The following is a 23,241-nucleotide window of genomic DNA, read 5'->3' as shown; positions in this document are numbered from 1 at the left end:
GCACATGTCCACGGCGCGAAACTGGCGGACCACGCATGCGCGTTTGATGAACCGTATGCAGGCACGGATGGCAGCCCATGCGCGGCCAGCCGAGGGATTCGTGTCGCAACCCGAACCGCGCACCGTCGGGTTTTTCGCCCGTGGCCGTCAGATGCTGGCCGGGAACCTGATGTTCGCCGGTCATCTGGTGCAGGCCGAGGGCCGGTCCCTGTGGGCGATCGAGGCCCCGGATGCGGCCTTTCAGGAGGAAATACAGGGGTTTGCCTGGCTGGACGATCTGGCCGCCGTGGGCGACACCAAGGCGCGGGCGCTGGCGCAGGAGTGGCTGTGGGAGTGGATTCGCCGCTATGGCAAGGGCAAGGGGCCGGGATGGTCGCCGGAACTGACCGGGCGTCGGGTGATCCGCTGGATTCACCATGCGCTGTTCCTGCTGCGGGGCCGCAAGGCGGACGACAGTGAGGCGTTTTATACCGCCCTTGCCGCGCAGACCCGCTTTCTGGCCAAGCGCGCCCATGTGGCCGCCCCCGGCCTGCCGCGCTTTGAGGCGATGACCGGGCTGCTGTATGCGGGCCTCTCCCTGCAAGGGATGGAGGCGCACGTGGCCCCCGCGCGCGAGGCGCTGGGCAGCGATTGCGCGCGGCAGGTGGATGCGCAGGGCGGTATTCCCACCCGCAACCCCGAGGAATTGCTAGAGGTCTTTACCCTGCTGACGTGGGCGCAACAGGCTCTGCACGAGGCCGATCTTGACGCTGATCCACGCCATCTGGAGGCCATTCGCCGCATCGCGCCGACGCTGCGCACCCTGCGCCACGCGGACGGCGGGCTGGCGCGGTTCCATGGTGGCGGTCGGGGCCTTGAGGGGCGGCTGGACCGCGCGCTGGCCGCGTCGGGCAATCGGCAGCGGCAGGCGGACGGGCTGGCCATGGGCTTTGCCCGTTTGTCGGCGCTGCGCACCTCGATCATTGTCGATGCGGCACCACCGCCCGGCGGGGCGGCCTCGGCCCATGCCCATGCCTCGACCCTAGCGTTTGAACTGACCTCTGGCCGCCGCCCGCTGATCGTCAACTGCGGCTCTGGCGGGGGCTTTGGTGAGGATTGGCGCCGCGCGGGCCGGGCCACGCCCTCGCATTCCACGCTCTGCCTGCAGGGCTATTCCTCGGCCCGCTTGGGCGCGCCGCGCTGGCTGGGCGAAACCCGGCGCGAATTGCTGGAGGATGCGCCGCGCCATGTGCCTGTGCAAATGAGCCACCTGCCCGAAACCCTGCGGTTCGAGGGTGGGCATGACGGCTATGTCACCGTTCAGGGGCTGACCCACGCGCGCAGTCTGGAACTCTCGCTGGACGGGCGCGAACTGAAGGGCGAGGATTACCTTGTCGCACTGGATGCCCCGTCGAAAAAGCGGTTCGACCGGGCGATGGATTCGATGAAACTGGCGGGCCTGCCCTTTGAGGTCCGTTTTCATCTGCATCCGGAGGTCGATGTGGCGCTGGATATGGGCGGCACCGCCGTGTCGATGGCGCTGCGCTCTGGCGAAATCTGGGTGTTCCGCTTTGACGGGGCGGTGGATCTCTCGCTGGAACCGTCGGTTTATCTGGAAAAAGGCCGGTTGCAGCCACGTGCGACGAAGCAGGTCGTTTTATCCGGCCGCGCGATGCAGTATGCGACCCGCGTCCGCTGGTCACTCGCCAAGGCGCAAGAGACGGCTTTTGCCGTTCGCGACCTTGTCCGCGACGAGGTGGATGTGACCGCGTAAGCGGTCTCTGGCCCGAGACAACTGAGACCCGAAGGAACATCCATGTCCGACCTGCAACCCGTGCGCCGCGCGCTGCTTTCCGTATCCGACAAGACCGGCCTGATTGAGCTGGGGCAGGCGCTGGCCGCGCGGGGGATAGAGCTGCTGTCGACCGGCGGATCGGCCAAGACGCTGCGCGACGCGGGGCTGGAGGTGCGCGATGTGGCCGACCTGACCGGTTTTCCGGAAATGATGGATGGCCGGGTCAAGACGCTGCATCCCAAGGTCCACGGCGGTCTGCTGGCGCTGCGCGACAACGGTATGCACGTCGCCTCGATGGCCGAGCACGGCATCGTGCCGATCGACCTGCTTGTGGTGAACCTCTACCCGTTTGAGGCGGCGCTGGCGCGCGGTGCCGACTACGATGAGATGATCGAGAACATCGACATCGGCGGCCCGGCGATGATCCGCGCCGCGGCCAAGAACCACGCCTTTGTCACCACCATCGTCGACGTGCAGGACTATGACGCCCTGCTGGCGGAACTGGACGCCAACGACGGCTTGACCAGCATTGAATTCCGCAAGCGGCAGGCGCAGATCGCCTATGCCCGCACCGGGGCCTATGACGCCGCCGTCAGCACGTGGATGGCCGCCGCCATCGGTGAGACAACCCCGCGCCGCCGGGTCTTTGCCGGGACTCTGGCGCAGCCCCTGCGCTACGGTGAGAACCCGCACCAGAACGCCGCCTTCTACACCGATGGGTCAGAGCGCCCCGGCGTGGCGACAGCGGAGCAGCTTCAGGGCAAGGAACTGAGCTACAACAACATCAACGATACCGATGCCGCCTATGAACTGGTGTCGGAATTTTTGCCCGCCGATGGCCCTGCCTGCGCGATCATCAAACACGCCAACCCCTGCGGCGTGGCCAAAGGCGCGACCATAAAGGACGCCTATCAAAAGGCCTTCAACTGTGACCGCACCTCGGCCTTTGGTGGCATCGTAGCGCTGAACGGCGCGCTGGACGGCGAAACCGCAGAGGCCATCGCCGAGATCTTTACCGAGGTGGTGATTGCCCCCGCGATCCATCAGGACGCGCGCGACATTTTTGCCAAGAAAAAGAACCTGCGCCTGATCCTTGCCCCCGGTCTTGCCAACCCGGCACAGGCGGGCGTGGCTTGGAAACAGGTGTCGGGCGGGCTCTTGGTGCAGGACCGTGACAATGGCGCACGGTCGCTGGACGACCTGAAGGTGGTGACGAAAATCGCCCCGACAGAGGCACAGATGTTGGACCTGCTGTTTGCATGGAAGGTCGCCAAACACGTCAAATCCAACGCCATCGTCTATGTGCGTGACGGCGCGACCGTTGGCGTCGGCGCGGGCCAGATGAGCCGCGTTGATTCGGCCATGATCGCCGCCAAAAAAGCAGAGCGCATGGCAGAGGCGCTGGGCCTCTCCGAACCGCTGACCAAAGGCTCTGCCGTGGCATCGGACGCGTTTTTCCCTTTCCCCGACGGGCTGATGGAGGCCGCCGCCGCAGGGGCGACCTGCGTGATCCAGCCGGGCGGGTCGATGCGCGATGATGAGGTGATTGCCGCCGCCGACGAGGCCGGGCTGGCGATGGTCTTTACCGGGATGCGCCACTTCCGCCACTGAAGGCGGGCTTTCACGGCGCGGGCAAAGCCGCTTGCGCCGCGTGCGGCGGGCCACTAGGTCTGCCGCGTCGAAAACGGGCAGCGCAGGAGAGACGGCTCTGGCACAGGCAACGGCAAAATCGGGCGGCTTGCGGCTGGTGTTCTGGGTAACGCTGGCCATCTTTGTGCTGGACCAGTTGACCAAGTATCTGGTTGTGCATGGCATGGGGCTGGGCAACCGGCTGTCGATCGAGGTGCTGCCGCCCTATCTCAACTTTCGCATGGCGTGGAACTATGGCGTCAACTTTGGCCTCTTTGCCGGGGACGCCGCCGCAACGCGCTGGATTCTGATTTCTGTCGCGCTGGGCATCGTGTTGTTTGTGCTTGTCTGGATGCGCCGCGATCCGCCGGGGCGGATGGGGCTGATTGCAGCGGGCTTTCTGATCGGCGGTGCGTTGGGCAATGTCATCGACCGGCTGATCTATGGCGCGGTGGCGGATTTTCTCAACATGTCCTGCTGCGGCATCGACAACCCCTATGCCTTCAACGTGGCGGACATTGCGATCTTTGTCGGCGCATTCGGGCTGATCCTGTTTCCGTCTCGCAAAAAGGCCCCGTGACGCGGGTTGCGAGATGGTTTAAGTCTGGCGAAACTCAAGTGGAGGACTGCGATGCGGCGGGCGCATCTTGTTGCAATCATTGGCATGGGGGTTCTCGCCTCCTGCGCAGTCGTGGATCGCGACAAACCCTTGCGGGACTTCCGTTCGAACAACGGTGAGCCCGAAGAGTTTGCCATCGTCCCGAACAAGCCTTTGGTGCAACCGCAAAGCTATTCCGATCTGCCGCCGCCCACGCCGGGTGCCAGCAACCGGACCGACCAGACGCCCAAGGCCGACGCTGTCGCTGCTTTGGGGGGCATTCCCGCGCGCCTTGCCGTGCGGGCAGAGGGCGTGCCAGCGGGGGACACCGCGTTGATCCAGCGCGCCAGCCGGTTTGGTCGTGACCCTAACGTACGTCAGGACTTGGCCCAGACGGATGCCAAGTTCCGCCGCTCGAAATCGATCTTCAATTGGTCGATTGTGCCGCAGGACGACTATTACAAGGCCTATCGGCGTGAGACGCTGGATGCCTACCGCTGGCTCAATATCTATCGCCGCGCCGGCGCAAAGACGCCGACTCCGCCGCCGCAATAACACGCGCAGGCCCGTCGGCTCGGTCACGACCGCGTCACAGCGGCTTGAAGTCGGCGGCCCGTCGCGTACTTAATGCAGCATCCGAACAACATGAGGATGCTGCATGCGCCCCCTGACCCTGTTATTCGCACTCGCCCTGACGTGTACGTCGAGTATCATCGCCTCCGCGCAGGAGGCGGGCAAGGTGACCACCTTCGGCCTCGAAAACGGCATGGACGTGGTGGTGATCGAAGATCACCGCGCCCCGGTCGTCACCCATATGGTGTGGTATCGCGCCGGATCGGCGGACGAGGAACCCGGCGTGTCCGGCGTGGCGCATTTTCTCGAACACCTGCTGTTCAAGGGCACCGACACGCTGAAACCCGGCGAATTCAGCGCCACGGTGGCGGCCAATGGCGGCTCTGACAACGCGTTCACCAGCTACGACACCACCGCCTATCACCAGCGCATCGCCGCCGACCGGCTGGGCCTGATGATGAAGATGGAGGCAGACCGCATGGTCAACCTCCGCCTGTCCGAGGCCGATATCCTGACCGAGCGCGAGGTGATCATCGAGGAACGCAACCAGCGGGTCGAAAACAGCCCCGGCGCGCTGTTCCGCGAACAAAAGGACGCGGCGCTGTATCTGAATCACCCCTACGGCACCCCGATCATCGGCTGGCGGCATGAGATGGAGCAGTTGGATCTGGACGATGCGCTGGCTTACTACCGCCAGTATTACGCGCCCAACAACGCCATCCTGATCGTCGCCGGGGACGTGACCCCGGAAGAGGTGCGCACGCTGGCGGAACAGTATTACGCCCCTCTGCCGCCCAACCCGGATCTGGAACCGCGCGCCCGCCCGACAGAGCCGCGCCACCTGTCCGAACGCCGGATGACCTTTCGTGACCCGCGCGTCTCGCAGCCCTATCTGACCCGCAGCTATCTGGCCCCCGCCCGCACCAGCGGCGCGCAGCAAGAGGCCGCCGCCCTGTCTATGCTGGCGCAGGTTCTGGCGGGCGGACAGACCTCTGTCCTGACCCAAAAGCTGCAATTCGACAGCCGCAAAGCGGTCTACACCGACGCCTATTACGACGACACCAGCATGGACGTGTCGAATTTCACCCTCGTCATGGTGCCGACCCCGGGCGTCACCCTTGAAGAAGGAGAGGCCGCGCTGGACGCGGTGCTGGCAGAGCTGATCGAAACCGGCGTCGACCCCGATCAACTGGAGCGAATCAAGTTCCAGATCAAAGCCTCGCATATCTACGCGCTCGACAATCCGGGCAGCGTTGCGCGCCGCTATGGCAACGCGCTGACCACCGGTCTGACCGTTGACGATGTGCAGGACTGGCCCGAGGTGCTGCAAGCGGTGACAGGGGATGACATCATCGCCGCCGCCAAGCAGGTCTTTGACCGTCGCAAATCGGTGACCGGCTACCTGATGGGCCCCGAGGCACAGACCCCCCAGCAGGAGGTGACCCAATGATCCGCCGTTTTGTCCTGGCCTTTGGCCTGATCTGTGGCGGTTTCGCCGCCCATGCCGAAATCGACATTCAACAGGTCACCAGCCCCGGCGGCTTCAAGGCGTGGCTGGTCGAGGAACCCTCGATCCCCTTTGTGGCGCTGGAAATCCGCTTTCTGGGCGGGGCCTCGCTGGACGAACCGGGCAAGCGCGGGGCAACCAACCTGATGGTTGGCCTGCTTGAGGAAGGTGCCGAAGGCATGGACGCCCGCGCATTTGCCGAGGCCCGCGACGGCATCGCCGCGCGGTTCAGCTATGACGCGGGTGATGACACGGTGCGCGTGTCGGCCAAGTTCCTGACCGAAACGCAGGATGAGGCGGTCGACCTGCTGCGCGCCTCGCTGGTGGCACCCAGCTTTGATGAGGTCGCCATCGAACGCGTGCGCGAACAGGTGCTGTCCGGTCTGCGCTCGGATGAGACAGACCCGGATGAGATCGTGGGCAAGGCGTTCTACAGCGCCATCTTTGGCGACCACCCCTATGGCACCACGGAAAACGGCACCATCGATAGCGTCACCGCGCTGACCCGCGATGACCTGATCACCGCCCACCGCAATGCCCTTGCGCAGGACCGCATCTATGTCGGCGCGGCGGGCGACATCAGCGCCGAAGACCTTGGCGCGCTTTTGGACAAACTGTTCGCCGATCTGCCTGAAACCGGCGCGCCGCAGCCTGCGGATGTGGACGTCCAGACCACTGCGGGCGTGACCGTGGTGCCTTTTGACACGCCGCAATCGGTTGCCATGTTCGGCCACAAGGGCATGAAACGCGATGACCCGGACTTTTTCGCCGCCTACGTGATGAACACGATCTTTGGCGGCGGTGGGTTTGAGGCGCGGCTGATGCATGAGGTGCGCGAAAAGCGCGGCCTGACCTATGGCATCTATTCCTACCTCGCGCCACGCGAACATGCGGAACTGTTCCTTGGCCGTGTCGCATCGGCCAATGACCGCATCGGTGAGGCGGTCGAGGTGATCCGCAATGAGTGGTCCAAGATGGCCTCGGACGGCGTCACGCCAGAGGAACTGGACCGCGCCAAGACCTATCTGACCGGGGCCTATCCGCTGCGATTCGACGGCAACGCGCCGATTGCGCAGATCCTTGTGGGGATGCAGATGGACGATCTGACACCCGACTACATCACCACCCGCAACGCCAAGATCGAGGCGGTCACGCTGGAGGATGTGGAACGGGTGGCCCGCGAGTTGCTGAAACCCGAGGAACTGCTGTTTGTCGTCGTCGGTCAGCCAGAGGGGCTGGAAGCGACGGTGGGCCAGTAGGTAGGCCCGCCCGACAGCGCCGTGAAACGAAAACGGGCCGGAACCCTCAGCGGTTTCCGGCCCGAAATATGTCCAAAAGCCTGCGCAGGCCTATGTCAGCTGATCAGACCCGCATGCACAAGCGCCACGTCCATCTTGGTCTTGGTCGCATCGGTCAGCGGCAACAGCGGCAGGCGCACCTCTTCGGAACACAGACCCAGCCGTGCCATGCCGTATTTCGCGCCCACCAGACCCGGCTCGGTAAAGATGGCCTGATGCAGCGGCATCAGCTTGTCCTGAATTTCCAGCGCCTTGGCATAATCCCCGGCAAGGCAGGCCTCTTGCAGTTGCGAACACAGCTTGGGCGCGACGTTTGCGGTGACGGAAATGCAGCCGATGCCGCCCTGCGCATTGAACCCGTGCGCGGTGGCGTCCTCACCGGACACCTGGATAAAGTCCGTACCGCAGGTGATCCGCTGATAGCAGACCCGCGCCAGATCGCCGGTGGCGTCCTTGACGCCCACGATGCGCGGCAGCTTGGCCAACTCGCCCATGGTGGCGGGCAGCATGTCCACCACTGACCGGCCGGGGATGTTGTAGATGATGATCGGAATATCGGCGCAGTCGTGGACTGCGGTGAAATGCGCGATCAGACCGGCCTGAGTCGGCTTGTTGTAATAGGGGGTGACGACCAGCGCGCCATCGGCGCCCACGCGCGCGGCGTATTCGGTGAACCGGATCGCCTCTGCGGTGTTGTTGGACCCGGCCCCGGCGATGACCGGAATGCGGCCTGCCACGGCTTCGACCACGCAGGCGATGACCGCCTCATGTTCGGTGTGGGTCAGGGTGGGGCTTTCGCCCGTTGTCCCCACCGGCACCAGCCCGTGAGAGCCCTCGGCGATGTGCCACTCGACCAGCTTTTTGAGCGTGTCGAAATCCACGGCGCCGTCCTTGAACGGCGTGACCAGGGCAGGCATTGAACCTTTAAACATGACACGCTCCTTTCGTTTTTCGTTGCCCGGCGCGCGTTACGGTGGAAACCCGCCGACCCCGCAACTATGTGAGTTGCATGGCCCCGCACCGGACGTATCCTCTGCAAGAAGCGTCTATTCCTTTTCATCACGGAAAAAGCAAGTCGATGTCACGTCTCCTTGCCCTGTTGTTGCTGCTTGTCACCGCCCTGCCGTCGTTTGCGCAGGAGCGTGGCGCTGGCTTGGCCAAAGCCATGCAGTCGATGCGCGAAGGCAACTGGGCCGCGGCCCGAATCGCGGCGCGCGCCGACGGGCAGGCGGCGGTGGACGTGATCCTGTGGCACGCGCTGCGCGCGGGCCGGGGCGACACCCGCGAAGTGCAGGACTTTCTGGCCCGCCACCCGGACTGGCCGGGGATGGACTACCTGCGCGAAAAATCCGAACCCACCATGTCAGAGGCCCCGGTCGAGGCGATCCGCGCCTTTTTCGACGGTGATCTGCCGCAGACCGGCAGCGGCGCGCTGGCGATGGCGCGGGCGCATATGGCCGCCGGGGATGAGGGCGCGGCACAGGCGGACATCGTGTTGGCATGGCGCACCCTGTCGATGACCTCGGACGAACGGCGCGCGTTCCTTGAAAACTGGGGCGACATCCTGCGCGACCACCACACCGCGCGGCTGGACATGGCGCTCTGGCAGGGGTGGAGCAGCAACGCAGGCCAGATGATGGGCCTTGTGGATGAGGGCTGGCAGGCGCTGGCGCAGGCGCGCATCGCGCTGCGCACCTCCGCCCCCGGCGTCGATACGCTGATTGCCAAGGTGCCGACCGAACTGGCCGACCATCCCGGCCTCGCCTATGAACGCTTCCTCTGGCGCGTGCGCAAACGGCGCACGGCGGATGCCATCGAACTGCTGCGCCAGCAATCCACCAGCCGCGCGACATTGGGCGAACCCTGGGCCTGGGCGCCCGAACGGGTCGATCTGGCGCGCGAACGGATGCGCGACGGTGCCTATGCCGAAGCCTATGAGATCGCCGCCCACCACTGGCTTGTCGAGGGATCGGAGTTCGCCGAACTGGAATGGATCGCCGGTTTCCTCGCGCTGCGCTACCTCGACCGCACCGATCTGGCCATCGCCCACTTTGAGAATTTCCGCGACGGCGTCTGGACGCCGATCTCCGTCGGGCGCGCGGGCTATTGGCTGGGCCGCGCCTATGAGACGGCCGGACAGGCCGACAAGGCGAAAGAGGCCTATACCCACGGCGCACAGTTCCAGACCTCGTTCTACGGGTTGCTGGCCGCCGAACGCGCCGGCCTGCCGCCCAGCCCGACCCTGTCCGGGGTGGAACCCTTTGGCGACTGGCGCACCGCCGATTTCGCCAAATCCAGCGTGTTCGAGGCCGGTATCCTGCTGCTCGCCGCCGGTGAGATCAGCCTTGGGGAACGCTTTCTCACCCATCTGGCCGAATCTCTGGACCGCACCGGCATGGGCCAGATGGGCACCATGCTGATGGAAATGGGCCGCCCCCATATTCAGGTCATGCTGGGCAAACGCGCGGCGCAATTCGGCATCGAACTGCCGGGGCCGTATTACGCGCTCGATTCGCAGGTGACAGAGGCCGAATACCCGGTGCCCAAGGAACTGGTGCTGGCCATCGCGCGGCGCGAGTCGGAGTTTGACCCCGGCGTGATCTCCGGCGCGGGCGCGCGCGGCTACATGCAACTCATGCCCGGCACGGCCAAGCTGGTCTCGGACCAGTTGGGCATCGAATACGACCTTGACCGCCTGCTCAGCGATCCGGCTTACAACGCGCGGCTGGGTTCAAACTATCTGGCCGGGCTGGCCGACCGTTTCGATGGCAACGCAGTGATGATGTCGGCAGGCTACAACGCCGGGCCGGGGCGCCCTGTGGGCTGGATGGAACGCTTTGGCGATCCGCGCAAGGGCGACATCGACATCATCGACTGGATCGAGATGATCCCCTTTGACGAGACCCGCAATTACGTCATGCGCGTCACCGAAAGCCTGCCGGTCTACCGCGCCCGACTGGGCAAGCCACCGCATCCGGTGCCGTTCAGCAAGGAACTGGTGGGCAATACGCTGCAATCGGCGACACGGTAGCAGGCGCGTTCAGCCGCGCGTCTGCCGTTCCCGCCACAGGGTAAACAGCCCCGCCGCCACGATCAGCCCCGCGCCCAGACCCACGTTCCAGCGGATGCTTTCCCCAAAGACCGTGATGCCCAACGAGCTGGCAAAGACCAGTTGCAGATAGGCAAAGGGCTGCACCGCGCTGGCCTCTGCCACCTCAAAGCAGCGGATCATCAGGTAATGCCCGCTGGCCCCGGTGATGCACAGCAGCCCCATCCACAGCCAGTCCGGGCCTGTCATCGGCACCCAGAACCCGACCCCGATGGCCGTTGCCACCACAACCCCGACAACGCCGGTATAGAAAAAAGAGGTCGTCGCGCTGTCGGCCCGCGCCACATAGCGCGTCAACAGCGCGTAAAGCGCAAACATGGTGGCCGCCAACAACGGGATCGCGGCATAGGGCGAAAACACCCCGCCCGAGGGTTGCAGGATGATGATCACCCCGACAAAGCCGATGCCGATGGCCACCCAGCGCCGCCAGCCCACATGCTCGCCCAGCACCGGCCCTGACAGCGCCGCCACCAGCAGCGGATAGACTGCAAAGACCGCATGGCTCTCGACCAGCCCGAGAAACACAAAGGCCAGCACCATCACGTTGATTTCCACCACCAGCAACGCGCCGCGAAACACCTGCAACCACGGGAACGCGCTGTGCGCCGCCGCCCGCAACCCGCCTGACTTGCGCGCCGCCACCGCCAGCACAAAGGCCGCAAAGAACCAATAGCGCACCATGACCACCATCATCGTGTTGTATTCCGCCGCCAGATGGCGCGAGATTCCGTCCTGCAAGGCAAAGACAAAGGTGGTGGCGACCATCAGCCAGATGCCAAGACGGGTGTTCTGCTCTGCCATGAGGCGCGCTTTCTGTTGGATGGGCCGCGCCCGACGGCCAAACGCGCGCGTCAGCGGGTCAGGCGGCGGGCATCGGATGTGTGGCAAGTGTCATGTGACGCTTTCGGCCATAGCCCGGCACGCGCGTGACCTCAAGCCCTGCGGCGGCCAAGGCGCGGCGCACGTGGCCCGCTGCCGTGTAGGTCGCCGCCGTGGCCCCGGGGGTCATGTGGCGGGCAACCTGCGCCATCAATTCGGCGTTCCACAGTTCCGGATTCTTTGCAGGCGAAAACCCGTCAAGGAACCACGCATCCACCGTGCCGGTCCACTGCGGCAGGGTCTCGCGCGCGTCCCCCTCGATCATTTCGAACGACAGGTCGGGCAGGGCAAACCTGCGCTGCCCCCAATGCGGGGCCAATTCCTGCGCCAAAGGGCCAAGGTCGGGAAAGGCCGCCTGCGCGCGGATCATCTGTTCGGGCGTCAGCGGATAGGCCTCAAACGTGGTGAAATGCAGCCTGCCGGTCTGGCCGCTCTGCCGCCACAGATCCAGCGCCGCCAGCAGGTTCAGCCCGGTGCCGAACCCCAGTTCGGCAATCCGGAACCCGTCGTAAAACCGCTCTGGCAACCCGTTGCCGGTCAGAAAAACATGGCGCGTTTCGGCCAGCCCGTTCTCCAATGAGAAATACGGGTCATCGAACCGGGTCGAGACCGGCGTTCCGTCCCGCCAGTCCAGCTCTGCGCTCTGGTCGGCCATCGCATTGTTCCTTATCAACGGCCCCGAGTTCTGGCGAGGAGTGGCGGCAATGGCAAGCGTGGACGTGACAGTGCGCGGGGCAGGGATCTTTGGCCTGTCGGTGGCTTGGGCCTGCCAGCGGCGCGGCGCGCGGGTCCGCGTGGTCGACCCAAACGGTCCGGGGGCGGGATCGTCCGGCGGGATTGTCGGCGCGCTGGCCCCGCATGTGCCGGAAAACTGGAATGAGAAAAAGGCGTTCCAACTGGACAGCCTGCTGATGGCAGGGCCCTTTTGGGCAGAGGTTCACGACACCGGCGGCGTCAGCGCCGGATACGCCCGCACCGGACGGTTGCAGCCGGTTGCCGATGAGCACGCGCTGAGGCTGGCACGGGACCGCGCCACCGGGGCGGCGACGCTCTGGCAGGGTAGGGCGGTGTGGGAGGTGATCGCGCAAGAGACGGCAGGCGGTTTCGCACCGTCCTCGCCGACCGGCAAACTCATCCACGACACCCTGACCGCCCGCATGTGCCCCCGCCGCGCCTGCGATGCGCTGGTCGCCGCGCTGGAGGTGTCCGGCGCGGAGATCGTGACAGAGGCCCCGGATGCCGGGGCCGTGGTCTGGGCGACTGGCTGGCAGGGGTTGCTGGACCTGTCAGAGGACTTGGGGCGCAAGATCGGTGATGGCGTCAAAGGGCAGGCGGCGCTGTTGCGCTTTGCCGCCCCGGACGCGCCGCAGCTCTTCGTGGACGGCTTGCACATCATCCCCCATGCGGACGGCACAGTGGCCATCGGCTCCACCTCCGAGCGGGAGTTTGACGCCCCCGACACCACCGACGCGCAATGCGACGCACTGATTGAGCGGGCCTATGCTGCCGTTCCCGCGCTGCACGGCGCTGCGGTGCTGGAACACTGGGCCGGGGTGCGCCCGCGCGCCCGGACCCGCGCGCCGCTACTGGGCGCATGGCCGGGGCGCGACGGGCATTACGTCATCAATGGTGGCTTCAAGATCGGCTTTGGCATGGCGCCTAAACTGGCCGAGGTCATGGCCGATCTGCTGCTGGACGGGCGCGACGCCATCCCCGAGGGGTTCCGGCTGACCGCCTGAGCGGCGTTTAGTACACCCAGCCAACCCCCGGCTCCCACCGCAGCCCGGCGCGGGCCTTGCCGTCGGACAATCCGTTGGAGTAGGGGAAATCGACGGCAGGCCGGTTGCAGGTCAAAGAGGCAATCTCACGCCCGCCCTTGGACACCGTCACCCCGCCATACATCGCGTTCGCAAGGTTGTTGCCCTGATACTGCCGGTCGACGCCGCCGTGCACCAGATAGGTATAGCCGCCGTTGTAAAACGCGACCTCTTCCCAGATGTCGCGCCCGACACCGGGCCACGGGCGGTAATCCAGCGTGTCGTAGCGCTCGACCAGTTCGAGTTCCGGCCGCCCTTGCGGACCAAAGCGGTACACCGCGCCGTAAGGTTCGGCGCAGACCTCCAGCTGTTTGGAGCTTCCCTCCACACGGCACCACAAAAAGGTGGCGTCGGGAGACGAACAGGCGGCGGCAGCGGGACCGGCGGCCAAAAGGATCAGGGGCAATAGGCGCAGCATGGGACCTCGGCGGGAAAGGGTTTCCCCCCAAGGCTACCCCAAACTGCGCCCCGCGCGATAGAGAAGGTTTTCCCGACCTCAGTCGAACTTGCGCGACGGGGCCAACACCTTGGCCTCACCGATCAGGACCTTCTTGCCGTCCACCGCGCAATGGGTTTCCAGCGTCACGCGGCGCTTGGCATGGTCGATATCGACCACCTTGACCTCGGCATAGACCACGTCGCCGGGGCGCACCGGGCCAAGAAACTTCAGCGTCTGGCCCATGTAGACCGTGCCATGCCCCGGAAGCTGTTCGCCAATCACCGCAGAGATCAGACCGGCCGTCAGCATCCCGTGGGCAATCCGCCCCTCAAAGATGGTGTCCTGCGCATAGTCATCGTCCAGATGCACCGGGTTCCGGTCGGTCGATACTTCGGCGAACATCTCGATGTCCTGATCCGTCACCTGTTTGCGCAGGTAGCGGGTCATCCCCATTTCGATGTCTTCGATGCAGATCGTGCCGCGAGGCATATTGTCCAACATCCGGCCCTCCATATGCAAACCGCCAGGTAATAAACGCGCGCCGTGATGGCGCTTTCGGTAATTTTATTACTTTGCGACTGCAGCAAAGGCAAGCAAAATGTGCTCTACCTCAACATGCCGATAGAGTAGCTGGGGTTGATCATTTCCGTTTCCACATAGGCGTTTAGCGCCTCTGGATCGGGTTGCTGCGACGTTTTGGTCTCTGCCCGCGCCAATCCGCCGGTGATGAACAGGGAATCGATGTCCTCTCCCATGGCGCCGTCGATATCGGTATGCGGACCGTCGCCGATGGCCAGAATACCGGCGTCCTGCACCCCCTTGCGATGCTCTGACAGGCGGCGGCGGGCAAGGTCATAGATCGGCGGATGCGGCTTGCCGAAATACAGGCTCTCGCCGCCCATTTCGGTGTACAGCTTCGCCAAGGCCCCGGCGCACCATTCGCGCCGCTCGCCCCGGTCGACCACGATATCGGGGTTGGCGCAAAGCAGCTTCAGCCCCTTTTGCTTGGCAAACAGGAACTCGGGCCGGTTCACCGCCGGATCGGCGTGCGGATCAAAGGGGCCGCAACAGATGATGCCCTCGGCCTCGTCCAGCGGGACCTGCTCGATCTGAACCGGGTTCTCGATGATGTTGAGCGGCTCGAAAAAGCTGTGATCAAAAGTCTGTCCCATGAACCACACCTTTGATCCGACCGCGCCGCGAAACATCGCCGCCCGCCCGCTGTCGCCAGAGGTGGCAATATCGTCCCACGCGTCCTGCGGCACGCCAAAGCGGTCCAACTGCTTGGCGACCTCGTGGCGCGCGCGCGGCGCATTGGTCACCAACACCACACAGCCGCCGCGCGCGCGGTACGCCTGCAACGCCTCGACCGCAGAGGGGATCGCGCGGATGCCGTCGTGAACGCAGCCCCACAGGTCGACGAACAGCGCCTCGTAGCGGTCGGAAATCTCGGAAAGGGATTGGATGATCTGGGTCATGGCGGCGGGTCCTCGTCACACGTCTGGTGACCCGCTCATCCCACATACCGCCGCTGCTGGAAAGCGGTTCAGCCCTGATTCATACGCTCGACGTAGACGCGCATTTCCTCGGCGTCGGACCGCGCCTCACGCAAGCCGTCCATCGCCGCCCCCAGTTCGGCCTCGGCCTGGGCAAGCTGGTTTGTCAGCTCCGCCTCGCGCTGCTGCAGATAGGTGATCGCCTGATCGCGGGTCTCTTCGGCCTCGTGCAGTTCCTGGCTCATCTTTTCAAGTTGATCCATGTCGGCCTGACTGACGCGCTTGAATCGGTGCAGCAGCCAATGCGCGAACCACCCCAGCAGGAAAGCGACGAACAGGATGATCGCGGTCGTCACGATGAATTCGGTTCTATTCATCTACTGTCCCTTCGCCCGCCGGGGGTTTGGCCGCATCCGGATCGGCCGCATCTGCCGCCACCGGATCCGAGTCGCCCGGATCTTTGCCCTCTTCACCTTCTTCTGCGACGGGTTTCAAGAGCTTGAATTCGATCCGACGATTTGCCTCGCGGCCTTCCTCGGTGTCATTGTCCGCGATGGGCAGCGCCTCGCCATAGCCTTTGACAGAATAGGACCGCACCGGCACCCGCCGCGAACGCAGCGCATCCAGCACCGCCTGCGCGCGGTCGCGGCTCAGTTCCTCGTTCATGATCTCGCGGCCCTGACTGTCGGTATGGCCGCCGATCTCCAATGGAATGTCGCCGCATTGCTTCAGCATGTCGGCCAGTTCATCCATCAGCCCCTTGGCAGAGGCGTCCAGCTTTGCAGACCCCGGTTCAAAGGTGATCTTGCGGTTGCCGATGATCTGGACGATTTTCGCCTCGCACTCTTCGGGTGTCGGCAGGGCGGCAATCGGGTCCAGCGCCTCGATGTATTCAACGTCGATGTCAAAGGCGGTGGTTTCGCCCAGCTTGGACACCAGCAGGTCAGCGATCATCGTGCTGGCGTCGGCGTTGCCGGTCTTGCCAGAGATGGTCAGCATGTCCGGGGTCACGGTGACAGAGCCATGCGCCAGCAGCGCCAGCGCCTCCATCCCGGCCAGCGTGCGCACCGACCAATCGCTGGGCATACCTTCGGTGACGCGTGCGGCCGTATAGACCGCGCCAGAGCTGAACAGCGCGCGGGCATAGCTGTCCGCCGTGGACCGCGCCTGTTCCGACCCCAGCCGCCCGCGCAGTTGCACGCCGCCTTCGGGGTTCAGGATGGCGACAAATTCCGGGGTGCCTTCGGGAGCCTCTTTTGGGGCTTTGGGCAGCACGGCGTTCAGGGCAAACAGATCGGGCAGGGCGGCGTCCAGTTCTCCGACGATGCGGTCGAACCGGGCCTGATTTGTGCCCTCGGGGGCCACCAGTGATATATCGGCGTTGGAAAAGGTCAGCGTGCCGCCACCTAGTTCGGCCAGCTTGGCGATCGAGATTTCGGCAGCATCGGCCCAGCGGCGTGACGGCACGCCCAGCCCCAGACGGCAGGTGGATTTGCCTTCCAGCCCGGCATTGCCAGCCGCGCGCAGGATACGGTCGCGCGCCTCTTCGGTGTCGGCGGAACAGGCATCGAACCGCGCGCCGCCATCGTCGATGGAAAAGCGCAGCGTAAACGGAGAGATCACCGGGCGCGGCGCGGTCAGGTCCAGCGCAAGGCGCATATCCTCGGGTTTGCGGCGGGTCAGCGCGGTTTCCAGACGGCTGCGCGCCTCCGGGCTCTCGGTCATTGCCTTGATCGACACGCGGCCCGGCTCGACCGACACTTTGGACCGGGGCAGGTCGCGCAGGGCGGTTGCCGCATAGTCCAGCGCCTCTGTCCAGCCATCAGGGGCCGGAAAGTCGGCGGTTTCCAGCAGGTCAGACACCTCGACCCCGTCGGCCAGTTTGGCGAACCGCTCTATCAGCGCGGCGCGATCCGTCTCCACAGGCACAAGGCCAATCACCGAGACACCCGCGTCGTTGCGCAGGATTTCCACTGAAAAGCTGGGCGGCGCATGGTCTTCGGGCTCCACGACCAGCATCTGGTCGATCACCCGGCTGGCATCCACCACCCGGCCCGCCGCGCTCAGCGCCTGAAAGCGGGTCGCCTCGTCCGGGGCGGTCCCGAACAGAAAGACCTGCAACCCGTTGGTATCGACCTCCGCCCATGTCAGACCGTCGGTATCAAGTTCCGAAAGCACGCCACTCAGCGAGGCGCGTTCAACGGCGCGTGCGGCAAAGTTGGCGGTCACAAGGCTCAATCCGCCCGCAGCGAGAAAGATACCACCCGTGATAAACAGCGAGGAGAGGCGCATGGGCGCTGTGTTTTCCTTGTTATTTCAATTCCTGATACGCAAGCGCGGGGACCTCTGCAATCAGACGATCAGGGCTATGGCGAAAAACAGCACAGGCAACAGCCCGGCGTCCCGGTTCGACCTGAAAAGACTGAGCAACCGGTCGTTGTCGTCCAGCTTGACCCGGCCCAACTGCCAGACCATGTGCCAGCCCATCGCCCAGGGCCCCGCGATCATCAGGATCAGCGCCAGCGGGTTGCCGTCCGGCGCGGCGGCAACCACCGCCAAGCCCATCAGCGCGACCGAGGTCACAAGGAATCGCTTGAGCCATTTCGGGGTCTCATCCCCAAACAGCCGCGCGGTGGATTTCACCCCGATCAGCGCGTCGTCCTCGGTGTCCTGATGGGCATAGATCGTGTCATAGAACAGCGTCCACGCCATGCCCGACAGGTACAACAGCACCGCAGGCCACTCCAGCCGCCCGCTATGTGCCGTCCACGCCAGCAGCGCGCCCCAGTTGAAGGCGATGCCCAGAAACACCTGCGGCCACCATGTGAACCGCTTGGCAAAGGGATAGACCGCCACCGGCAGCAGGCTCAGCACCCCCAGCGCGATGGCGGCGGGCGGAAAGCTGATCAGGATGCCGAAAGAGAGCACTGCCTGCACCACCGCCCAAGCCAGCGCCTGTTTGACCGTCACCTGACCCGACGGGATCGGCCGCGAGGCCGTCCGCGCCACCGATCCGTCGATCCCCCGGTCGGTGATGTCGTTCCACGTACAGCCCGCGCCGCGCATCAGCACCGCGCCAATCCCGCACCCGGCAAAGATCCACAGATCGAACCACCGCGCCTGCCCGTCGTTGACCATCGACAGCAGCAACCCCCACCAGCACGGCAGCAACAGCAGCCATGTGCCGATCGGCCGGTCCGCCCGGCTCAGCCGCAGATAGGGCCGTGTCCATGCGGGGGCATATAAATCGACCCAGTTGCCGCGCACGGCATCGGCAACCTGACCCTCGGCCTCTGGTCTCTCTTGCGTGCCGGACATATGTTCCCCCAATGACAGTGCAGACGCCAAAAATCCGCCTCTATGTAGAGCACCCCTTGGGGCAGGAACAACCGCTCAGCCTGTCGCGGGAGCAGGCGCATTACCTCTTCGGCGTAATGCGGCTGACCACCGGCGCGCAGGTGGCGCTGTTCAACGGCACTGACGGCGAATGGCGGGCCGAGGTGACGGAGGCCGGAAAACGCGGTGGCACGCTGGAATGCCGCGCGCAAACCGCGCCGCAATCCTTGCCACCTGACCTTTGGTTGCTGTTCGCCCCGATCAAAAAGGCGCGCACCGATTTCATCGTCGAAAAATCGGTCGAGATGGGCGCGCGCCGCATCCTGCCGGTCCAGACCGCCTTTACCAACTCTGAGCGCATTCGGCAGGACCGCCTTCAGGCCCACGCCACAGAGGCGGCAGAGCAATGCGGCGCCACCTTTGTCCCAGACGTCACCGACCTGACCCGCCTCGACCGCCTGCTGGCCGACTGGCCCGAGGATCGCCAATTGATGTTCTGTGACGAAGCCCGCGCAGGCCAGCCCGCGACCCTGCCAAATACCCCCGGCCCTTGGGCCATCCTGATCGGGCCAGAGGGCGGATTTTCCGAGGCAGAGCGCACCAAACTGCACGGGCTGCCCTTTGCCCACCCGGTCGCGCTTGGCCCGCGCATCCTGCGCGCCGACACCGCCGCCGTCGCCGCGCTGACGATCTGGCAAACCACGCTTGGAGACTGGCAATGATCCGCCCCGCTGCCGCCGCCGTGCTCAAGCATTGGCAAGAGGCGCTGATTGGCCTCGCCGTGATCGTTCTGGGCCTCTACTGGGCCTTCTTCACCGGTGGCGGCCTGCTGCACTGGATCGGTTACCTTGTGGTTGCGATTGGCGTGGCTCTTACCGTCACCGGCATCCAGCGCGGGCGCTTTCGCACCGGCGATGGCGGGCCGGGGGTTGTGCAGATCGTCGAACGCAGGATCAGCTATTTCGGCCCACTTTCCGGCGGCATCGTCGATCTGGACGCGCTCGAGGCGCTCAGCCTCGATCCCACCTCCAAACCGCCGGTCTGGCTGCTGATGGCACCGGGCCAGCCGCGCCTTGAAATCCCGCTGACCGCCAAAGGCGCGGACCAGCTTTTCGATGCCTTCGCCACCCTGCCGGGCATCCGCACCGAACACATGCTGCGCCAGATGCAAGAGCGTGCAGCACACACCGTTGTCATCTGGCGCGCGGCCTCTGTGCGCGACGCGGCGCGTCGCCTGCATTGACACTCTGGCCGAATGGCGACAACAGATTAGGCCACAAAGGCGACCAGACCCGGAGAACGACATGTCCATCCCTCAATCCGGCGGCGGGCCGATCACCTCTCAGAACCAACTGGCCGAATATCTGGCCGAGGGCTGCAAGCCCAAGGAAGATTGGCGTATCGGCACCGAGCATGAGAAATTCGGCTACTGCAAGGACACGCTAAAGCCGCTGCCCTATGACGGTGAGCGGTCGATCCGCGCGGTTCTTGAGGGGCTGCGCGACCGCCACGACTGGGAGCCGGTCTCCGAAGGCGGCCATATCATCGGCCTGACCAAGGACGGCGCAAACGTGTCGCTGGAACCGGGCGGCGCGCTGGAACTGTCCGGCGCCCCCTTGGAAACCATCCACCAGACCTGCGATGAGGTGAATGAACACCTCCTGCAAGTCAAAGATATCGCTGACGAAATCGGCGTCGGCTTTATCGGGCTGGGGGCCGCGCCGATCTGGACCCATGACCAGATGCCGCTGATGCCCAAGGGCCGGTACAAGCTGATGGATGCCTACATGGACAAGGTGGGCACCACGGGTAAGGAAATGATGCGCCGCACCTGCACCGTGCAGGTGAACCTCGATTTCTCGTCAGAGGCGGACATGGTGCAAAAGATGCGCGTGGCGCTGGCCCTGTCGCCTGTCGCCACCGCGCTCTTTGCCAATTCACCGTTCTTTGAGGGCAAGCCCGTCGGCGTGAAATCCAAGCGCATGCAGATCTGGGAGACGCTGGATGCCTCGCGCACCGGGATGCTGCCCTTTGTGTTTGAGGACGGTTTCGGTTTTGAACGCTGGGTCGATTACGCGCTCGATGTGCCGATGTATTTTGTCTATCGCGACGGGGTTTATGTCGACGCGCTGGGCATGTCCTTCCGTGATTTCATGGAGGGCAAATTGCCCGCGCTGCCCGGCGAAACGCCCACGCTATCGGACTGGGCCGATCACCTGACCACCGCTTTCCCCGATGCGCGGATGAAGAAATACATCGAAATGCGCGGGGCCGATGGCGGCCCGTGGCGGCGTCTTTGTGCGCTGCCCGCCTTCTGGGTCGGGCTGATGTACGACCAGAGCGCGCTGGACGCGGTCTGGGATCTGGCCAAGGGCTGGGACGCGGACACCCGCGAGGCGCTGCGCCTTGCCGCCACCCGCGACGGTCTTCAGGCGCAGGTGGGCAAGATCAACATGCACGACCTCGCCCGCGAAGTGCTGGACATCTGCGAGGCGGGCCTCGTCGCCCGCGCCCGTCCGGGGGCAGGCGGCCTTGTCCCCAACGAAACGCACTTCCTGAACGCCCTCAAGGAAAGCGTCGAGAGCGGCAAGGTGCCCTCCGATGAGTTGCTGGAGCATTACAACGGCGACTGGAACGGCGACCTCAGCAAGATCTACGCGCAGTATTCCTACTAATCGCGCGGGGGGGGCAGGGGCACGCCCCCGCCCCGGACCTGATCCGGACTCCCCGCCAGAATCCTAACGCTTTGTAAAAACGCCCCTGTAACCCATTGATTCTACACGGGCCGCAGGCTGTCCACGCGTGGACAGCCCCTCAATACCCGATCGCACACCCATCCTTGCGCGGGTCCGAGGCCCCCTCAAGAACGCCATTCTCATGGATCAAAATCGCCTGCGCGCCGCCAATCGGCGCGCTTGGCACCTCGATGTCATGCCCCCTCTCGGCCAGCTCGGCAAAGACCGCCTCATCATAGCCCCGCTCCAGCCTCAGCTTGCCTTTCTCGGCAAAACTCCGCGGCGCATCGAGGGCCGCCTGCGGATCCATCCCATAGTCGATCATATTGGTCAGCACCCGCGCGTGCCCATTGGGCTGGTACTGCCCCCCCATGACCCCAAACGGCATGGCCACGCGCCCCTTCTCCATCAGGATCGCAGGGATGATCGTATGCATCGGCCGCTTGCCGCCCGCCATCTCGTTCGGATGCCCCTCTTGCAGGGTAAAGCCCGCGCCTCGGTTCTGAAACAGGATGCCAAACTTGTCCGATGCAATCCCCGAGCCAAAACTGTTGAAGATCGAATAGATCAAAGAGACCGCCATCCGGTCGCGGTCCACGACGGTGATATAGATCGTCTCGCGGTGAACCTCTTCCGCCAGCGCCGCCGGGGCGGCCATCACCCGCTTCGGATCAATCAACGCCGCCAGTTTCGCCGCCGTCTCGGGGCTTTGCAGGTGATCCAGCCGGGTCATGTGATCCGCATCGGCCAGAAACCGATTGCGCGCATCATAGGCCAGCTTGGCCGCCTCCGCCTCGATATGCACCCGGTCCGCGCCGAACGGGGACATTGCCGCCAGATCGAAATGCGAAAGGATGTTCAGCAACAAATGCGCCGTCACACCTTGACCGTTTGGCGGAGTCTCCAGCAACTCGCGCCCCTTGTAGCTGCCAGACAGCGGCGGTGTGATGGTGCAAGCCGTCGCCGCGAAGTCCGCCAGCGTATGCCCGCCGCCTGCCGCGTTCAGGGCCGCGCACATATCCTCGGCCACTTCGCCGGTGTAAAACCCGTCACGCCCCTGCGCCGCGATCCGGCGCAGCACCTCGGCATTGCCCGGCAGGCGAAAGATGTCGCCGACGCGCGGTTCCGTACCGTCGTTCAGGTAATGCCTGCGCGCGGCCCCCTGCAACTGGCCCGAACTTTCCATCCAGTCAAACGCCACGCGCGGGGCGACCGGCACGCCCTCATCCATATAGCGGATGGCGGGCGCGACGCAGTCCTCCAGACCCAGCCGCCCCCATTTTTCGGACATGGTGCAAAAGGCATCGACCGCGCCGGGGATCGTGACCGCAAAGGCGCTGGTGGGCGGAACGGCGGTGTGACCCTCCGCCCGCAGCGCCTCGGCGCTGGCGGCAGCGGGCGCGCGTCCCGACCCGTTTACCGCGATGACCTCGTCGCCGCCTGCGGGCGAGACCAGCGCGAAACAATCGCCGCCCAGCCCGGTCATGGCCGGTTCCGCCTGTCCAAGGATCACCGCCCCGGCCAGCGCCGCATCCATAGCGTTGCCACCGCGTTGCAGGATTTCGACGGCGGCCCGCGCGGCCAGCGGATGAGACGTGGCGCACATCCCGTTCAGCGCCATGACGGCAGATCGGCCAGGTTTGTGAAAATCGCGCATGTGCTGTCAGGCTCCCTCGTTTTACCGAGTGAGCATAGAAGCGCGCTGCGCGAGGTCAATCTGGGGAGGGGAGGTTAAAGTCCTCGACGCCGCGCACTGGGTGGGGGCTGAAAACGCGCGACGCCGAGGGAAGCCATATGCAGCTACTCTTTTGGTATGCGACTCGATCGGGGCGGAAATATGGTGCGCTGCGGGTAATCTCATGGCGGCACAGGGTGACGCTGCTTACGGTCGCATCCGAGTCGGTTTTTGGGGAAAGTAGCCTCGGCGCCGCGCACTGGGTGGGGGCTGAAAACGCGCGGCGCCGAGTGAAGCCATATGCAGCTACAAGACCAAATCTGACGGCAGATGCAGGCGTGAATAAGGCAGGCACAAGGCCATTCGGCGACGTTTG

General features: G+C 64.9%; 21 protein-coding genes. 11 read left to right on the top strand and 10 right to left on the bottom strand.

The annotated features are described in order from the left end of the window. Positions 1 to 4: 4 nt before the first annotated feature. The 6 genes from VOI21_RS00105 to VOI21_RS00080 all read left to right on the top strand — a co-directional run bounded on the left by VOI21_RS00105 (position 5) and on the right by VOI21_RS00080 (position 7,340). Positions 5 to 1,753 carry a heparinase II/III family protein gene (locus tag VOI21_RS00105; protein WP_323766466.1) on the top strand — a complete coding sequence of 583 codons (1,749 nt, stop codon included), beginning with the start codon at positions 5 to 7 and terminating at the stop codon, positions 1,751 to 1,753. Between the two features lie 42 nt (positions 1,754 to 1,795). After that, the gene (purH, locus tag VOI21_RS00100; RefSeq protein ID WP_323766464.1) at positions 1,796 to 3,385 is read left to right on the top strand and encodes a bifunctional phosphoribosylaminoimidazolecarboxamide formyltransferase/IMP cyclohydrolase; all 1,590 of its coding nucleotides are present in this window, start codon (positions 1,796 to 1,798) and stop codon (positions 3,383 to 3,385) included. A gap of 127 nt (positions 3,386 to 3,512) precedes the next feature. Then, entirely contained in the window at positions 3,513 to 3,983 is a 471-nt protein-coding gene (gene lspA / locus VOI21_RS00095; RefSeq protein WP_323768376.1) for a signal peptidase II, read from the top strand. Between the two features lie 51 nt (positions 3,984 to 4,034). Next, complete coding sequence (locus tag VOI21_RS00090; RefSeq protein WP_323766462.1) at positions 4,035 to 4,556, top strand: DUF3035 domain-containing protein; 522 nt, start codon at positions 4,035 to 4,037, stop codon at positions 4,554 to 4,556. A 103-nt stretch (positions 4,557 to 4,659) separates the two neighbouring features. Continuing rightward, positions 4,660 to 6,024 (top strand): pitrilysin family protein, encoded by a 1,365-nt coding sequence (locus tag VOI21_RS00085; RefSeq protein WP_323766460.1) that lies wholly within the window; start codon positions 4,660 to 4,662, stop codon positions 6,022 to 6,024. After that, a complete protein-coding gene (locus VOI21_RS00080; protein WP_323766458.1) occupies positions 6,021 to 7,340 on the top strand; it encodes a pitrilysin family protein in 1,320 nt (439 codons plus the stop codon). The genes VOI21_RS00085 and VOI21_RS00080 overlap by 4 nt, the downstream gene beginning before the upstream one ends. A gap of 95 nt (positions 7,341 to 7,435) precedes the next feature. On the opposite strand, the gene dapA is transcribed toward VOI21_RS00080, so the two are convergent. Continuing rightward, entirely contained in the window at positions 7,436 to 8,311 is an 876-nt protein-coding gene (gene dapA / locus VOI21_RS00075; protein ID WP_323766456.1) for a 4-hydroxy-tetrahydrodipicolinate synthase, read from the bottom strand. Positions 8,312 to 8,457: 146 nt separating this feature from the next. On the opposite strand from dapA, the gene VOI21_RS00070 reads away from it, so the two are divergent. Beyond that, positions 8,458 to 10,410, top strand: a complete 1,953-nt coding sequence (locus VOI21_RS00070; RefSeq protein WP_323766455.1) for a lytic transglycosylase domain-containing protein — start codon at positions 8,458 to 8,460, stop codon at positions 10,408 to 10,410. 9 nt (positions 10,411 to 10,419) lie between these two features. Here VOI21_RS00070 and VOI21_RS00065 read toward each other — a convergent pair whose 3' ends face one another. Both VOI21_RS00065 and mnmD read right to left on the bottom strand, forming a co-directional pair. Then, on the bottom strand, positions 10,420 to 11,289 hold the full coding sequence (locus VOI21_RS00065; protein WP_323766453.1) for a DMT family transporter: 870 nt from the start codon (positions 11,287 to 11,289) through the stop codon (positions 10,420 to 10,422). A gap of 58 nt (positions 11,290 to 11,347) precedes the next feature. Further along, entirely contained in the window at positions 11,348 to 12,022 is a 675-nt protein-coding gene (mnmD, locus tag VOI21_RS00060) for a tRNA (5-methylaminomethyl-2-thiouridine)(34)-methyltransferase MnmD (RefSeq protein WP_323766451.1), read from the bottom strand. Positions 12,023 to 12,071: 49 nt separating this feature from the next. On the opposite strand from mnmD, the gene VOI21_RS00055 reads away from it, so the two are divergent. Next, entirely contained in the window at positions 12,072 to 13,106 is a 1,035-nt protein-coding gene (locus VOI21_RS00055; protein WP_323766449.1) for an NAD(P)/FAD-dependent oxidoreductase, read from the top strand. 7 nt (positions 13,107 to 13,113) lie between these two features. On the opposite strand, the gene VOI21_RS00050 is transcribed toward VOI21_RS00055, so the two are convergent. From VOI21_RS00050 to ubiA, 6 genes are all read right to left on the bottom strand, one after another. Next, on the bottom strand, positions 13,114 to 13,602 hold the full coding sequence (locus VOI21_RS00050; RefSeq protein WP_323766447.1) for a hypothetical protein: 489 nt from the start codon (positions 13,600 to 13,602) through the stop codon (positions 13,114 to 13,116). 78 nt (positions 13,603 to 13,680) lie between these two features. Beyond that, a complete protein-coding gene (locus VOI21_RS00045) occupies positions 13,681 to 14,124 on the bottom strand; it encodes a MaoC family dehydratase (RefSeq protein ID WP_218450734.1) in 444 nt (147 codons plus the stop codon). Positions 14,125 to 14,228: 104 nt separating this feature from the next. Beyond that, entirely contained in the window at positions 14,229 to 15,101 is an 873-nt protein-coding gene (locus VOI21_RS00040; RefSeq protein ID WP_323766445.1) for a TIGR01459 family HAD-type hydrolase, read from the bottom strand. Positions 15,102 to 15,169: 68 nt separating this feature from the next. Further along, on the bottom strand, positions 15,170 to 15,496 hold the full coding sequence (locus VOI21_RS00035) for a hypothetical protein (RefSeq protein ID WP_323766443.1): 327 nt from the start codon (positions 15,494 to 15,496) through the stop codon (positions 15,170 to 15,172). After that, a complete protein-coding gene (locus VOI21_RS00030) occupies positions 15,489 to 17,411 on the bottom strand; it encodes an OmpA family protein (protein WP_323766441.1) in 1,923 nt (640 codons plus the stop codon). Before VOI21_RS00030 ends, VOI21_RS00035 begins: the two co-directional genes overlap by 8 nt. Positions 17,412 to 17,471: 60 nt before the next feature. Continuing rightward, positions 17,472 to 18,437 carry a 4-hydroxybenzoate octaprenyltransferase gene (gene ubiA / locus VOI21_RS00025; protein WP_323766439.1) on the bottom strand — a complete coding sequence of 322 codons (966 nt, stop codon included), beginning with the start codon at positions 18,435 to 18,437 and terminating at the stop codon, positions 17,472 to 17,474. 11 nt (positions 18,438 to 18,448) lie between these two features. Between ubiA and VOI21_RS00020 the strand changes: the two genes are divergently transcribed. The 3 genes from VOI21_RS00020 (at position 18,449) to VOI21_RS00010 (ending at position 21,130) form a co-directional block, all read left to right on the top strand. Then, positions 18,449 to 19,177, top strand: a complete 729-nt coding sequence (locus VOI21_RS00020) for a 16S rRNA (uracil(1498)-N(3))-methyltransferase (protein ID WP_323766436.1) — start codon at positions 18,449 to 18,451, stop codon at positions 19,175 to 19,177. Continuing rightward, positions 19,174 to 19,698 (top strand): hypothetical protein, encoded by a 525-nt coding sequence (locus VOI21_RS00015; protein ID WP_323766434.1) that lies wholly within the window; start codon positions 19,174 to 19,176, stop codon positions 19,696 to 19,698. The genes VOI21_RS00020 and VOI21_RS00015 overlap by 4 nt, the downstream gene beginning before the upstream one ends. Before the next feature lie 61 nt (positions 19,699 to 19,759). Continuing rightward, positions 19,760 to 21,130, top strand: coding sequence for a glutamate--cysteine ligase (locus VOI21_RS00010; RefSeq protein WP_323766432.1), 1,371 nt, complete (start codon positions 19,760 to 19,762; stop codon positions 21,128 to 21,130). Positions 21,131 to 21,269: 139 nt separating this feature from the next. Here VOI21_RS00010 and VOI21_RS00005 read toward each other — a convergent pair whose 3' ends face one another. Further along, positions 21,270 to 22,847, bottom strand: coding sequence for a gamma-glutamyltransferase family protein (locus VOI21_RS00005; protein WP_323766430.1), 1,578 nt, complete (start codon positions 22,845 to 22,847; stop codon positions 21,270 to 21,272). Between the last annotated feature and the right edge of the window lie 394 nt (positions 22,848 to 23,241).

The organism is Antarctobacter sp. (assembly GCF_034670325.1).
Classification (GTDB): Bacteria; Pseudomonadota; Alphaproteobacteria; order Rhodobacterales; family Rhodobacteraceae; genus Antarctobacter.
This window is presented reverse-complemented; position numbering and strand designations above follow the sequence as displayed.